The 12116-nt window shown below is 62.8% G+C and carries 13 protein-coding genes and 1 riboswitch; of the genes, 2 read left to right on the top strand and 11 right to left on the bottom strand.

Features of this window, described 5'->3' with window-relative positions:
* Nucleotide 1: 1 nt before the first annotated feature.
* Nucleotides 2-682: a spermidine synthase gene (locus FFM81_RS29275; RefSeq protein ID WP_025418911.1), complete on the bottom strand. Its 681-nt coding sequence runs from the start codon at nt 680-682 to the stop codon at nt 2-4.
* 240 nt (nt 683-922) lie between these two features.
* Between FFM81_RS29275 and FFM81_RS29280 the strand changes: the two genes are divergently transcribed.
* A complete protein-coding gene (locus FFM81_RS29280; protein WP_138385974.1) occupies nt 923-1360 on the top strand; it encodes a VOC family protein in 438 nt (145 codons plus the stop codon).
* Between the two features lie 19 nt (nt 1361-1379).
* Here FFM81_RS29280 and FFM81_RS29285 read toward each other — a convergent pair whose 3' ends face one another.
* The 10 genes from FFM81_RS29285 to thiM all read right to left on the bottom strand — a co-directional run bounded on the left by FFM81_RS29285 (nt 1380) and on the right by thiM (nt 10665).
* Entirely contained in the window at nt 1380-2279 is a 900-nt protein-coding gene (locus FFM81_RS29285) for an ABC transporter ATP-binding protein (RefSeq protein ID WP_138385917.1), read from the bottom strand.
* Entirely contained in the window at nt 2276-3079 is an 804-nt protein-coding gene (locus tag FFM81_RS29290; RefSeq protein ID WP_138385918.1) for an ABC transporter ATP-binding protein, read from the bottom strand. The genes FFM81_RS29285 and FFM81_RS29290 overlap by 4 nt, the downstream gene beginning before the upstream one ends.
* Nucleotides 3076-3954: an ABC transporter permease gene (locus FFM81_RS29295; RefSeq protein WP_128399681.1), complete on the bottom strand. Its 879-nt coding sequence runs from the start codon at nt 3952-3954 to the stop codon at nt 3076-3078. Before FFM81_RS29295 ends, FFM81_RS29290 begins: the two co-directional genes overlap by 4 nt.
* 1 nt (nt 3955) lies before the next feature.
* Nucleotides 3956-4933 (bottom strand): ABC transporter permease, encoded by a 978-nt coding sequence (locus FFM81_RS29300; protein ID WP_138385919.1) that lies wholly within the window; start codon nt 4931-4933, stop codon nt 3956-3958.
* 55 nt (nt 4934-4988) lie between these two features.
* Nucleotides 4989-6635, bottom strand: a complete 1647-nt coding sequence (locus FFM81_RS29305) for an ABC transporter substrate-binding protein (protein WP_138385920.1) — start codon at nt 6633-6635, stop codon at nt 4989-4991.
* A gap of 43 nt (nt 6636-6678) precedes the next feature.
* A complete protein-coding gene (locus FFM81_RS29310) occupies nt 6679-7701 on the bottom strand; it encodes a glycoside hydrolase family 3 N-terminal domain-containing protein (RefSeq protein WP_003563938.1) in 1023 nt (340 codons plus the stop codon).
* A gap of 16 nt (nt 7702-7717) precedes the next feature.
* Nucleotides 7718-8200, bottom strand: a complete 483-nt coding sequence (locus FFM81_RS29315) for a GNAT family N-acetyltransferase (protein WP_003563936.1) — start codon at nt 8198-8200, stop codon at nt 7718-7720.
* 199 nt (nt 8201-8399) lie between these two features.
* Nucleotides 8400-9233: a bifunctional hydroxymethylpyrimidine kinase/phosphomethylpyrimidine kinase gene (gene thiD, locus FFM81_RS29320; protein WP_128399679.1), complete on the bottom strand. Its 834-nt coding sequence runs from the start codon at nt 9231-9233 to the stop codon at nt 8400-8402.
* Nucleotides 9230-9865 (bottom strand): thiamine phosphate synthase, encoded by a 636-nt coding sequence (gene thiE / locus FFM81_RS29325; RefSeq protein ID WP_128398699.1) that lies wholly within the window; start codon nt 9863-9865, stop codon nt 9230-9232. The genes thiD and thiE overlap by 4 nt, the downstream gene beginning before the upstream one ends.
* Nucleotides 9862-10665, bottom strand: coding sequence for a hydroxyethylthiazole kinase (gene thiM, locus FFM81_RS29330; protein ID WP_138385921.1), 804 nt, complete (start codon nt 10663-10665; stop codon nt 9862-9864). Before thiM ends, thiE begins: the two co-directional genes overlap by 4 nt.
* Before the next feature lie 50 nt (nt 10666-10715).
* Nucleotides 10716-10812, bottom strand: a riboswitch (TPP riboswitch).
* A gap of 682 nt (nt 10813-11494) precedes the next feature.
* Here thiM and FFM81_RS29335 point away from each other — a divergent pair.
* Nucleotides 11495-12112 carry an invasion associated locus B family protein gene (locus tag FFM81_RS29335; RefSeq protein WP_138385922.1) on the top strand — a complete coding sequence of 206 codons (618 nt, stop codon included), beginning with the start codon at nt 11495-11497 and terminating at the stop codon, nt 12110-12112.
* The last annotated feature ends 4 nt before the right edge of the window (nt 12113-12116 follow it).

Below are 12116 nucleotides of genomic sequence, written 5' to 3' on the forward strand. Positions count from 1 at the left end.
CTCAGCGAGCCGGTTTGACGGCCAGCCAGATGACGTGGCGGGCGCCGCCACGTTTGCCGTTGGCGCGGGTGTTGACGGCTTCGACGGAGAAGCCGCTGTCCTTGAGGCGGCGGGTGAAATCGGGGTCGGGACCGGATGACCAGACGGCGAGCACACCGCCGGGGCGAAGCGCGTCGCGAGCGGCGCGGAGGCCGTTAAAATCGTAGAGCCCATCGTTGGATTTGCGGGTCAGCCCATCCGGGCCGTTGTCGACATCGAGCAGGATCGTGTCATAGGCGCCCTTGCCGGCGCGGATTGCCTCGCCGACATCGCCCTGATGGATGGTGACGCGCCGATCGTCTAGACAGCCTTTGAAGACCTCGGCCATCGGCCCGCGCGCCCAGGCGACGACGGCCGGCACCAGTTCGGCGACGGTGATCCCGGCATCTTCAGGAAGGACGGCGAGAGCGGCGCGCAGCGTAAAGCCCATGCCGAGCCCGCCGATCAAGATTCGGGGCTTCGGATGCGCTTTGATCCGTTCCCAGGAAAGCGTTGCCAACGCCTCCTCCGAACCGCTGAGGCGGCTGTTCATCAACTCGTTGGCGCCCAGCATGATCGAGAACTCGTTGCCGCGCTGCTTCAGCCTGAGTTCACCGTTTTCACCGGGAATGGTCGCGCAATCGAGCTGGATCCAGGGCAGCATGACGGTTTCGCCTCGCATGGAAAGGAACCGTCCCCTAGCATAGGGTGATGAGCGGGGCCAGTAAGCAGGCGCCAGCGTTTGAAAACGGGACGCTGGTTTGAGGCGGTTCCATCTTCAAGCTCTTGATGTGGTTAGCAGCGAATTCGGTTGGGACGGCTGTCGGTGTTCGTGCTCCTCAAACGTCCTTTGTTAAACGAGGCGCCACCTCGTGATTGCAACGACACTTTGGAGATTGGAAATATGGCGCTCAAGCGGATGGACAATGTAGGCATCGTCGTCGAAGACCTTGCAGCCGCAATTGATTTCTTTGGCGAACTCGGCCTCGAACTCGAAGGACGGGCCATGATCGAGGGAGGATGGGCCGGACGTATCACCGGACTGGGCGATCAGCGTGTCGAGATTGCCATGATGCGCACGCCTGATGGCCACAGCCGGCTCGAACTCTCCCGCTTCCTCATGCCAGATGTCGTCGCAGATCACCGCAACGCTCCCGTCAACGCGCTGGGATATCTCCGCGTCATGTTCACCGTTGACGACATCGACGATACGCTTGGAAGGCTTCGTGCGCGTGGCGCGCAACTCGTAGGCGAAGTCGTCCAATATGGAGATACATATCGGCTCTGCTACATCCGCGGGCCCGACGGGCTTCTCCTCGGTCTCGCTCAAGAACTCAGCTGAGGCGCAATCAAACGAGTTGTCAGATCATCCGCATGAAGTGATCCGGCTCCACTTCGACGATCTCGTCCTGCGGCGCGGCCGAACGGCGGCGGATATCTTCCACCTCGTCGGGTCTGAGGCGTGCCTTCGGATCTTCGAAACGGACTTCGGGATCGGGCACGGCCGAGAGCAGCAGCCTGGTATAGGGATGCTGCGGATTGTCGATCACCCCCGCGACGCTGCCCCACTCGACGATCTGGCCCGCATACATCACGGCGATGTCCTCGGCGACATAACGGGCGGTGGCGATATCATGGGTGATGTAGAGCAGGCCGAGATTCATCTCCTGCTTCATCTCGTTCAACAGGTTGAGCACGCCGAGGCGCACCGAGACGTCGAGCATCGAGGTCGGCTCGTCCGCCACGATCACCTCCGGCTTGACGGCCAAGGCGCGGGCGATGTTGACGCGCTGGCGCTGGCCGCCGGAGAGCTCGTGCGGATATTTCGGCGCGACGAGATCGGGATCGAGCCTGACGCGCTGCAGCAGTTCGCGGACCGTCGCATCGATCGCGGCGCCCTTGATCTCCGGGCGATGCAGTTGCAGCGGCCGCCGCAGGTGGTGGGCGATGGTGTGGGCAGGGTTCAGCGAGGCGAAGGGATCCTGGAAGATCATCTGCACCGATCGGCGGTAGCGGGCGATCTCGGCCGATTTCGCTACTTCGACCGGTCGCCCCTTATAGAGGATCTGCCCCGATGTCGGCTGATACTCGCGCATTGCCATGCGAGCGCAGGTGGTCTTGCCGCTGCCGGATTCGCCGACGAGGGCCAGCGCCCGGCCGGCCTGCAGCGAGAAGGAGATGGCGCGGGCGGCATGGACGGCGGATGGGCCATGGCCGAAGGTTTTCGTCACCCTGTCGAGGGCGAGGATGGCATTGCTCATAACAGCACGCCTCCATGAAGCGAGGGGAAGGAGGCCCAGAGCTTTTTCGTGTAGTCGTGCCGAGGCGTCTTGTAGATCGCCTCGGCACTGTTCTGCTCGACGAGTTTGCCTGCGAGCATGATGCCAATGCGATCGCAGAACTGCACCATCAGCCCGAGATCATGGGTGATGAACAGCACGGAAAAGCCGAAGCTGCGGCGCAATTCGTTGATGCGTTGCAGGATCTCGCGCTGGACGACGACATCGAGCGCTGTCGTCGGCTCGTCCATGACGACGAGTTTTGGATCGAGCGCCATGCAGATGGCGATGACGATGCGCTGGCGCATGCCGCCGGAAAACTGGTGCGGATAGTCGCGCATGCGGTCCGGCGAAATATCGACGAGCCGCAACATCTCAGCCGTACGCTCGCGCGCCTCAACTTTCGTCATGCCCTTGTGCGTGCGCAACATGTCATGGAACTGCGTCTCGATGCGCGCCACCGGGTTCAGCGAGTTCATGGCGCTCTGGAAGACCATGGCGACCTCGCGCCAGCGGAAGGCACTAAGCGCCTGCCGGTCGAGGCCGAGCACATCACGGCCGTCGAGCAGGATGCGGCTCTCCTTGCGGATCAGCGCCGGCGGCTTGTGCAGGCGGCTGATGGCGAAGGCGATGGTGCTCTTGCCGCAGCCGGATTCGCCGGCAAGACCGAAGATTTCGCCCGGCGCGACATCGAAGCTGACGTCGTCGACGGCGCGGAAGTCCTTCTCCTCGCCGATATAATCGATGGTGAGGTTCCTCACCGACAGCAACGGCTGCGTCACAGGCGGCCCTCCCCGGAGCGGACCAGCAGCGACCAGCGCTTCAGATGATTGCCGGTGCGCAGCCGCGGATTGGCGATCTCGTCGACGGCGAAATTCAACAGCGACATGCCGATGCCGAGGAAGGCGAGCGCGAAGCAGGGGGTGAGGATATCCCACCAGGCTCCGACCGAAAGCGCCGAGGCCTTCTGCGCATTGTAGAGCATGGTGCCCCAGGAGATTGCCCGGGGATCGCCGAGGCCGAGAAACTCAAGCGTCGCCTCGGTGATGATTGCGAAGATGACACTGCCGATGAAATTGATGCCGACGATCGAAATCACGTTGGGGAAGATCTCGAAGGTCATGATCCGCCATTGCGGCTCGCCCATCATCTCGGCTGATTTGACGAAATCCTTGTGCTTGACCGAGAGCGTCTCGGCGCGGGTGACGCGGGCGCCCCAGGCCCAGGAAGTGGCGCCGAGGATGAGGGCAATGACGACGGGGCTTGCCTGGCCGATGAAGGCGGCGAGCACGAGCAGCAGCGGCAGGTTGGGAACGACCAGCACCATATTGGTGAAGAAGCTGATGATCTCGTCGGTCTTGCCGCCGCGGTAGCCGGCGATGATGCCGAGCGCGGTGCCGACCAGCGTAATCAGCAGGCCGGCGCCGAAGCCGACGGCGAGCGAGGTTCGCGCGCCGTAGATCAGCCGGGCAAAGACGTCCTGGCCGATGCGCGTGGTGCCGAGGATGTGATCGAGCGACGGCGGCTGGTGCGGCCGCCCGGTGCGGGCGGCGGGATCATATTGCGTCAGCAGCGGGGCTGCGATCGCGACGATGACGATGACGGCGATGATGGCGAGGCCGGTGAGCGCCTTGCGGTTTCGAAGCAGGGTCTTCATCTCATGCTCCCTTCAGCCGCGGGTCGAGCAAGATATAACTGACGTCGACAATGAAATTGGCGATCAGCATGGTGGCGGTCATGATCAGCAGTTGGCCCTGGATGACGGGATAGTCGCGGGCGAGGATCGCCTGGTAGAGAATATTGCCGAGGCCGGGATAGTTATAGACGACCTCGGTCACCAGCGAGCCGCCGAGGATGGTGCCGATGGCGATGGCAAGGCTGGAGACGGTCGGCAGCAGGGCGTTGCGCGCCGCATACCGGAGCATCACATGCCGGTCGGAAAGGCCCTTGGCGCGGGCCATGACGATATAGTCCTCGCCGAGCAGGTTGATCATGTTGTTGCGCATGGTGACGGTGAAGCCGCCGATCAACACGGTGCAGAGCGTCACCATCGGCAGGATGCCGTGATAGGCGACGCTGCCGAGATATTGCAGGCTGAAGGCCGGATCGAGCGAGGGATCGGCGGCATAACCGTTCGGGAACCAGCCGAGCGTGAAGCCGAAGATGAAGAGCACGATCAGCGAGGTGACGACAGCCGGCACCGAGGTTGCGAAGATCGCGCCGACCGAGACGACGACGTCGAACCGGCTGCCGCGCCGCCAGGCGGCGACGATGCCGAGGAAGGTGCCGAGCGTGAAGCTGACGATCGTCGCGGTTCCCATCAGGGCGACGGTCCAGACGAGGGCATGGCCGAGAACCGAGGCGACCGGCAGCGGGAAATACTTGATCGAGCGGCCAAGATCGCCGGTGAAGATACTGCCGAGATAGGTGAAGTATTGCTGCCAGAGCGGGCCATCGACGAAACCGAAAGTGAGCTTCAGCGCCTGCAGGCTTTCCGGCGGCAATTCGGTGCCGGCGCTCGAGAACATGATCTGCACCGGATCGCCCGGCATCAGGCGGGGCAGGAAGAAATTGATCGTCGCTGCCGCGATGAAGGCTGCCATGTAGAAGACCAGGCGGCGAAGCAGGAAAGCCATGGGGACTCCGTCGTAACGGGAGCGGCGCTGGCACCGCCCCCGGTATCAAAATGCTTTACTTGACCGGCTCGAGAGCCAGCAGGTTCAAGAGGCGTGCCGGATTGGTCCGCGAGATCGACGGATTGACGAAGGGGTTTTCCTTGGTCGACCAGCCGGTGAAGCGCTTGGTGTTGTACTGATACCAATTCGGATTGTTGAACACCGGCATCATCGGCATGTTTTCGGCGACGATGCGCTGTGCCTTGTTCATCGCATCCTTCTGCTTGGCAAGATCCGCGGTCTGGGTGAACTCGGTGACAAGCTTCTCGACATCAGGATTGAACCAGCGCTGCGCGGTGAAGCGGGTCTTGCCCTTGTCCGAAGCGCTGAAGGCGCGCTTATAGGGGTAATAGGGCGAGGCCGAGGCCGGCAGGCTGTTGATCGCCGCATCGAAGGTGCCGTTGATGAGGTTGCCGGTCCAGACGGCTTCTTCAGGCGTTTCGATCTTGGCGTCGATGCCAACCGCCTGCATGCCTTCGACGGCAAGATTGACGGTATCGATCCAGTCGGTCCAGGCGCTCGGAACGATGATCGAGAAGGAGATCTTGCTGCCGTCGGGATTATCGCGGAACCCGTCGCCATCCTTGTCCTTATAGCCGGCCTCGTCGAGCAGAGTCTTGGCGGCATCGGCGTCGTAGGTTGCGAACTTGCCGAAGTCGGCCTTAACAGATGGGTCGGCCCAGCTCTTGTAAAGCTCGCCCATCAGGCCGGGGTCTTCGTTCAGCGTTGGATAGCCGTAGCCGGCGACGTCGATCATCGTCTTGCGGTCGAGCGCCATTGAGACGGCGCGGCGGAACTTCAGGTCGTTGAAGGCCTTCTTGTTGTTCTCGTTCGCTGTTTCCAGGTTGAACAGGAAGGCGACCATGCTGCTTGGCGAATACCAATAGTGGAAATGCGCCGGGTCCTTGGAGACATAGACATTGTCGATATCGGGAATGAAGGAGACGCCCCAGTCGAGCGTGCCGTCGGCCGTTGCCGTCAGCATCTGGTTGTTGTCGGCAAGCTGCGGAAAGCGCATGCAGTCGACCTTCAGGTGCTCATTATCCCAGTAGTTCGGGTTGCGGCACTGATCGTAGGTCTGGCCGGTGAAGCGCGGCACCTCCGTCAGCGGTCCGCTGCCGACCGGGTTCTCGTTGGCGAAAGTGACGGGATCGGCGACGTCCTTCCAGGCATGTTCCGGTACGATCGGCAGTTGCGAGATCTGCTCGGCGGCGAGCGAGCTCGGATTGGCGAGCGTGAAGCGCACCGTCTGGCCGTCGACGGCCTTGACGTCGGTGATGAAGCTCCAGATGCTGACGAAGTCGAGCGCCGGGAACTTCTTCAGGTAATCATAGGTGAACTTGACGTCGGCTGCCGTCAGCGGCTTGCCGTCGGACCATTTCAGGTTCGGCCGCAGCTTGAAATCGATGCTCTTCAGGTCGTCGGAGAGCTTGAAGCTTTCCGCCAGGCGATAGACCGGCTTGTTGCTGTCGAAGCGGTTGAAAATAACAAGCGGCTCGTAGATGAAGTCGAGCGTCGACTGGCGCGCCGAGGTCTGGTTGAACGGGTTGAAGTTGCGGACCCAGGTGGTCGCCGGTTCGATATTCGCGGTCAGGACCGTCTGCGCCAGGGCAGATCCCGAAAACAGCGTCAGGGCTGCGGCGGCAAGAAGATATTTTTTCATGTTCTATTCCCCTTTTCTTATGCGGTGAAAAATAATCTGCCGGTCAGGAGACCGGCGCGCTTGCAAACATGCTTTCGACCTCGGCGTGGGCGGTGTGGATGTCGATCTTGAGATTACCGAGGCGGGCTTTACCGGCGGCGATGCGCTTCAGCGCGGCTTCTGTCAGCGGCCGGGCGGCCTTGGCGGCGGCTTCGCTTTCGGGGATGTCGCCGTGGCTGTGGAGGGCGATATCGAAGCCGGCGTCGAGCACCTGTCTGACGCGTTCCGGCAGCGTGCCCTGCAGCGATTCCATGAAGATGCAGTCGGAGATCAGCACGCCCTCATAACCCATGTCGTTGCGGATCACGTTGTACATGACAGGCGAGATCGACGCCGGCAGTTCCGCGTCATAGGCCGAGTAGACGACGTGGGCGACCATCGCCCAGGGCGTGTCCTTCAGCGCGACAAAGGGCTTGAAATCGGTGGCGGTGAGCGTCTCGCGGCTGGCATCGACGACCGGCCGCTCCTTATGGGAGTCGAGTGTCGCGCGGCCATGGCCGGGAATGTGTTTCATCACGGGCATGTTGCCGGTCTCGAGCAGGCCGTCGACCACCTCGCGGCCGAGGGCAGCGATGAAATCGGGATCAGGGCCGAAAGAGCGGGCGCCGATGACCGCGCTCGTCGTCTCGAAGACGAGGTCGAGAACGGGCGAGCAGCCACTGGAAAGGCCGAGTTCCGTCATCATCGCGCCCATGGCCTGGGAGGAAAGGCGCAGTGCCTTTTTGCCGAGATCGAAATCGCGGCGGGCAAGTTCGGCAAACTGGCCGAAGCTGCGGAAGAGCGGCCAGGGGCCGGCGTCGAGATGCTGGACGCGGCCGCCCTCCTGGTCGGTGAAGACGGGCGCGTCGTCGCGGCCGACGGCCTCGCGGAAACGTTCGATCAGCCGCTTCGTCTGCTCCGGCTCGCGCTGATTGCGGCGGCCGACGAAGAGGCCGAGCGGATTGGTCTCGCGGAACAGGGCGAATTCATCATCCGAAATGGCAGGGTTCGGCAGGCCGACGAAAAGGGCGAGTGGGGTCGAGGACAATTCTGTAACTCCGGGATCAGATGATCGGCGTGCTTCGCAGCATGCCTTCGTAGATGCCCCTGTCGGGGGCAGGGATGGTGATTGCGCCTGCGGTCTTGGCGTAAAAATCGACCGGGCCGGCATCACCGATGAATGCATAGGCATGGCCGAGCGCCTTCATCGTCTGCAGGCAGGCGGAAAACAGCGCGAGCCCGATACCCCTGCCGCGCATTTCGGGATCGACGCCGGTTGGGCCGAAGAAACCCCGTGCGGTGGTGTCGTAGCAGGCAAAACCAAGCAGCCTGCCGCCTTCGACTGATATCAGGCAGGCAACGGGCTGACGGGAGAAGGCGACGGTGACCTCGCTTGCCCAATTCTGGCTGAAGCGTTCGCGCACCCAGCCGGTGACGAGATGCAGTTCCGGGGGGAGGGCTGGGCGGACAGAGATGCCGGCATCAGCGGCTTTCTGTTTCAGGTCGGCGAGTTCCGTGGAATATAGGCTCACAAGCAGGTCTGGCACCTGTCATCCCTCCTTTTATTCCGTTATTGCGGAATGTATACCCTTTTAATGAGATAGACTTGGCTATCTCGCCGGGCTTGTCAACAGGGATTTTTTGAATGGGGCTGCTGGGCCGATAGGGGAACGCAAAACGGCCCGGGGAGGCCGGGCCGTTCTTGAGCGCAGTCATGATATTTGTGAAGCTGTTAAGAAGGTCGGCTCACTCGCTGTCTTTCCAAAGCGCATGAAAATGCTGCACCGGGCCATGGCCGGAGCCGACGGTGAGGGTTCCGGCGGCGGCGACCGCGGCGGCGAGGTAATCCTTGGCGATGGCGACGGCCTCCTGCACCGGGGCGCCCTTGGCGAGTTCGGCGGCCAGCGCGCTCGACAGAGTGCAGCCGGTGCCATGGGTGTTCTTGGTCGGCACGCGCAAAGCTTCGAACCAGTGCAGACCGCCGGCGGTGGCCAGCACGTCGGGACTCTCGTCGCTGTCGAGATGGCCGCCCTTGACCAGCACCGCGGCGGGGCCGAGCGCACGCAGTTGCTCGGCCTGCGCCGCCATCTCGGCGCGGTCGGTTGCGACCGGCTGATGCAGCAGGGCGGCGGCCTCAGGCAGGTTCGGGGTGAGAAGGGTGGCAAGCGGCAGCAGCCGGCGGGTCAGCACGTCGACCGCTTCGGGCGCGAGCAGGGCGGCGCCGCCCTTGGCAATCATCACCGGGTCGATGACGACAGGGATGGCGCGCCGGTCGGCCGGTGCTGCAGCCAGAGAGGCGGAAAGGGCTGCGGCGACGGCCTCGGCGATGCCGGCATTGGCGATCATGCCGATCTTGACGGCATCGACGCGTACATCGGCAAAGACGGCATTGATCTGGTCGGCGACGAATTGCGGCGGCACCAGATGCACCCCGCTGACACCCTGGGTGTTCTGCGCCGTCAGCGCCGTCAGCACCGCCATGCCGTAGACGCCGCGGGCGGAAAAGGCCTTGAGATCGGCCTGGATGCCGGCGCCGCCCGAGGGGTCGGAGCCGGCGATGGAGAGGACGTTGCGGATCATGCGCGGGCCTTTCGGACTTCTGCGGCGATGCGGCGTGTCGCCGCTTCTGGGTCCGGCGTGCCTGCGATCGCTGAGACCACGGCAAGCCCCTTGGCGCCGGCGGCAAAGACTTCGGCCACATGCTCCGCCTTGAGGCCGCCGATCGCCACCGACGGCACCGGCGAGGCAGTCACCAGCCTCGCCAGACCGTCAAAACCGATCGGCTGCTTGTGGTCGGCCTTGGTCGGCGTCGCAAAGACCGGTCCGACGCCGGTATAATCGACCAGGCTGGGATCGACGGCAGCGGCAAGCGCTTCGGTCTCGACCGACAGGCCAAGGATCATCTCGGGGCCGATCATCCCCCGCGCCGTCAACGCATCCATATCCTCCTGGCCGATATGCAACCCGTCGGCACCGATGGCGATTGCCGCCTCGACATCGTCGTTGACGATCAGCAGGGCGCCGGTGCCATCGAGCGCCTGTTTCAAGGCGCGGCCGGTCTCAACCATCGCGGTGGTACCGGCCCGTTTGTCGCGCAACTGCACCATCGTCGCGCCGCCGGCAACGGCAAGGCGGGCGGTCTCGACCATGCCGATCCCGGCACAGAGTTCGGGATCGAGGACGAGATAGAGCGAAAGATCGAAATGCTTCATGCGGCCGATATCCTTGCTCTGGCGTCGAGTGTTTCGGCGTCGAGCGCGTTGAGCGCATCGAGGAAGCGCCAGGCGAAGGAGCCGGGCCCGGCGGCACCGAGCGCTGCCTCCTCGCCGGCGATGGCGAAGGTTGCAAGCGCTGCGACCGTCGCGCCGAACAGATCGTCCGGTGCGGTCGCAGCAAAGGCGCCGACCAGGCAGGTGAGCGAGCAGCCGAGCGCAGTGACCTGCGGCATCAGGGCCGAGCCGCCCGTTATGCGCACTGCCTGCTGACCGTCGGTGACGAAATCGACAGCGCCGGTCACGGCAACCACTGCCTGCTGCCGCTCAGCCAGCCATCGCGCCGAACCTTCGGCCTGCTCGACCGGGTCGCGGCTGTCGACGCCCTGGCCGCGGCTCTCGCCGCCGGCAAGGGCGATGATCTCCGAAGCATTGCCGCGGATGATCGACGGCTTGAGTGCCAGCAGACTGGCGACCGCATCGCGGCGGAACGCCGTGGCATAATGGGCGACCGGATCGAGCACCCAGGGTTTGCCGGCGGAGGTCGCCGCCTTCGCCGCCGCCCGCATGCCGTCGATCCATTGCGTCGACAGCGTGCCGATATTGATGGTCAGCGCATTGGCGATACCGGCGAATTCGCCGGCTTCCTCGGCCGCATGCACCATCGCCGGCGAGGCGCCGGCGGCCAGGAGAACATTGGCGGCGACATTCATCGCGACGTAATTGGTGATGCACTGAACGAGCGGCGGCTTGTCGCGCATCGCCTTCAGCATGGCTCCTGGCGTGGTCCTGGTCTGCATGTGGCCCCTTTCAGGCGGGGGCGGGCACGGGGCAATTCGTGCGGGCAAAACCGCGACCCCGAGCGACTCCCTCCGCCGGCATTATCCGGTTCAGGTTCGAAGGGTGCTTCTCAGCCCGTCTTCCGACGAACGCCCCTGTCTCTCATCACGTTCTTTTTCGCAGAGAACGGGGCGGATGTCATCTCGAAAATGACAGTCCTGCGGCTGCGCCGCGCGTGAAATCGTTCCCTGCAACTCGGCCTTTCACGAGAGAGGAAGGATCAGCATCGCCGATTCGCGGCTAACATGATTTTCCCGAATGTTATCGGCGGATTCCATTCCGAGCAACGCCGGCATTACCGTTTCGCCATTCGGTTGTGCTCTCTTTTTACGAAAGAACAACAATAGCAACCGGTGGTGCAATGAATTTCTAAAATACATCTCTGTATTTGCGCGCAGTATTGGAAATGATCCCAGCGCCTGGGAACGTCTCTTCTTCAAAATGAGTGCGGCTCATCTTCCGCAAAATCCTATGGATTTCCGATAGCGCGGAATTATTCATCCCGTCCGCCTATGCGCCTGATTTTCAATGAGAACGAGCTGATGGCCAGCTTCGCGTAAGTTGCGTGTCGTCTCCTATGCCTCGCCACTCGGTTTCATTCTAATTTTGGAATCGGCGGGCGATGTCGTCGAGAGTGGGGTCTCGGGCAGACTGGACGGAATCTCCCAGAACGCGAAGTAAATACCTAACGCAAACTTTACCGTGCTGACACGTTAAGGTTGACCGAGGTGCGGATTGTAGCGATATGACTGGCCACGTGAATAAAATCTTCCTGAAGTTGCATTTTAAATGAGATACTTTTCGAAAAGCGGCATGAAGCGGGGCCTCCGGACGATCGCCCCGGCTTTGATATATATTGTTTGTGCCAATCCGTCTTTTGCGCAGTCTGCCGTTCCAGCGGATCAAGAACAGGTGCAGGCGCCGGCCCAATCGGCGCCGACAATAAGATCACAGAAATTCGACGACTGGTATTATCGCTGCACCGGTGCTGAAGGCACCGAGGCCTGCGAGGTCGCACAGGTCGCGCAAGTCGCCAAGGACGGCAAGCCGGTCAATATCCTGACGCTGGCGATTTCAGCATTGCCGGCCGGCTCCCAAGGCAAGGCCGACAAGGGCAAGCCGCCGCTGGTGCTGACTGCCCTTCTGCCGCTCAACGTCTTCCTGCCCTCGGGCCTGTCGATCAAGGCGGACGGCAAGCCCGTCGCCAGGCTCGATTACCGAAACTGCAACCAGACCGGATGCTGGGCGCAGTTGGCGCTGGATACCAAGACGGCCGCGGCGCTGAAAAAGGGCGCGAGTGCCGAAGGGCTGGTGCGGCTGATGAACGGCCAGGACGTCAATATCCGTTTCTCGCTGAAAGGGCTGAAACCGGCCCTCGACGAACTCCAGTCCATCGCCGCGAAGTAGCCGA

Source organism: Rhizobium hidalgonense, from assembly GCF_005862185.2.
Classification (GTDB): Bacteria; Pseudomonadota; Alphaproteobacteria; order Rhizobiales; family Rhizobiaceae; genus Rhizobium; species Rhizobium hidalgonense.

Coding starts and splice junctions, on each gene's coding strand:
- FFM81_RS29275 (WP_025418911.1), bottom strand. CDS start 682: ATGCTGCCCTGGATCCAGCTCGATTGCGCGACCATTCCCGGTGAAAAC.
- FFM81_RS29280 (WP_138385974.1), top strand. CDS start 923: ATGGCGCTCAAGCGGATGGACAATGTAGGCATCGTCGTCGAAGACCTT.
- FFM81_RS29285 (WP_138385917.1), bottom strand. CDS start 2,279: ATGAGCAATGCCATCCTCGCCCTCGACAGGGTGACGAAAACCTTCGGC.
- FFM81_RS29295 (WP_128399681.1), bottom strand. CDS start 3,954: ATGAAGACCCTGCTTCGAAACCGCAAGGCGCTCACCGGCCTCGCCATC.
- FFM81_RS29300 (WP_138385919.1), bottom strand. CDS start 4,933: ATGGCTTTCCTGCTTCGCCGCCTGGTCTTCTACATGGCAGCCTTCATC.
- FFM81_RS29305 (WP_138385920.1), bottom strand. CDS start 6,635: ATGAAAAAATATCTTCTTGCCGCCGCAGCCCTGACGCTGTTTTCGGGA.
- thiD (WP_128399679.1), bottom strand. CDS start 9,233: ATGATCCGCAACGTCCTCTCCATCGCCGGCTCCGACCCCTCGGGCGGC.
- thiE (WP_128398699.1), bottom strand. CDS start 9,865: ATGAAGCATTTCGATCTTTCGCTCTATCTCGTCCTCGATCCCGAACTC.
- thiM (WP_138385921.1), bottom strand. CDS start 10,665: ATGCAGACCAGGACCACGCCAGGAGCCATGCTGAAGGCGATGCGCGAC.
- FFM81_RS29335 (WP_138385922.1), top strand. CDS start 11,495: ATGAGATACTTTTCGAAAAGCGGCATGAAGCGGGGCCTCCGGACGATC.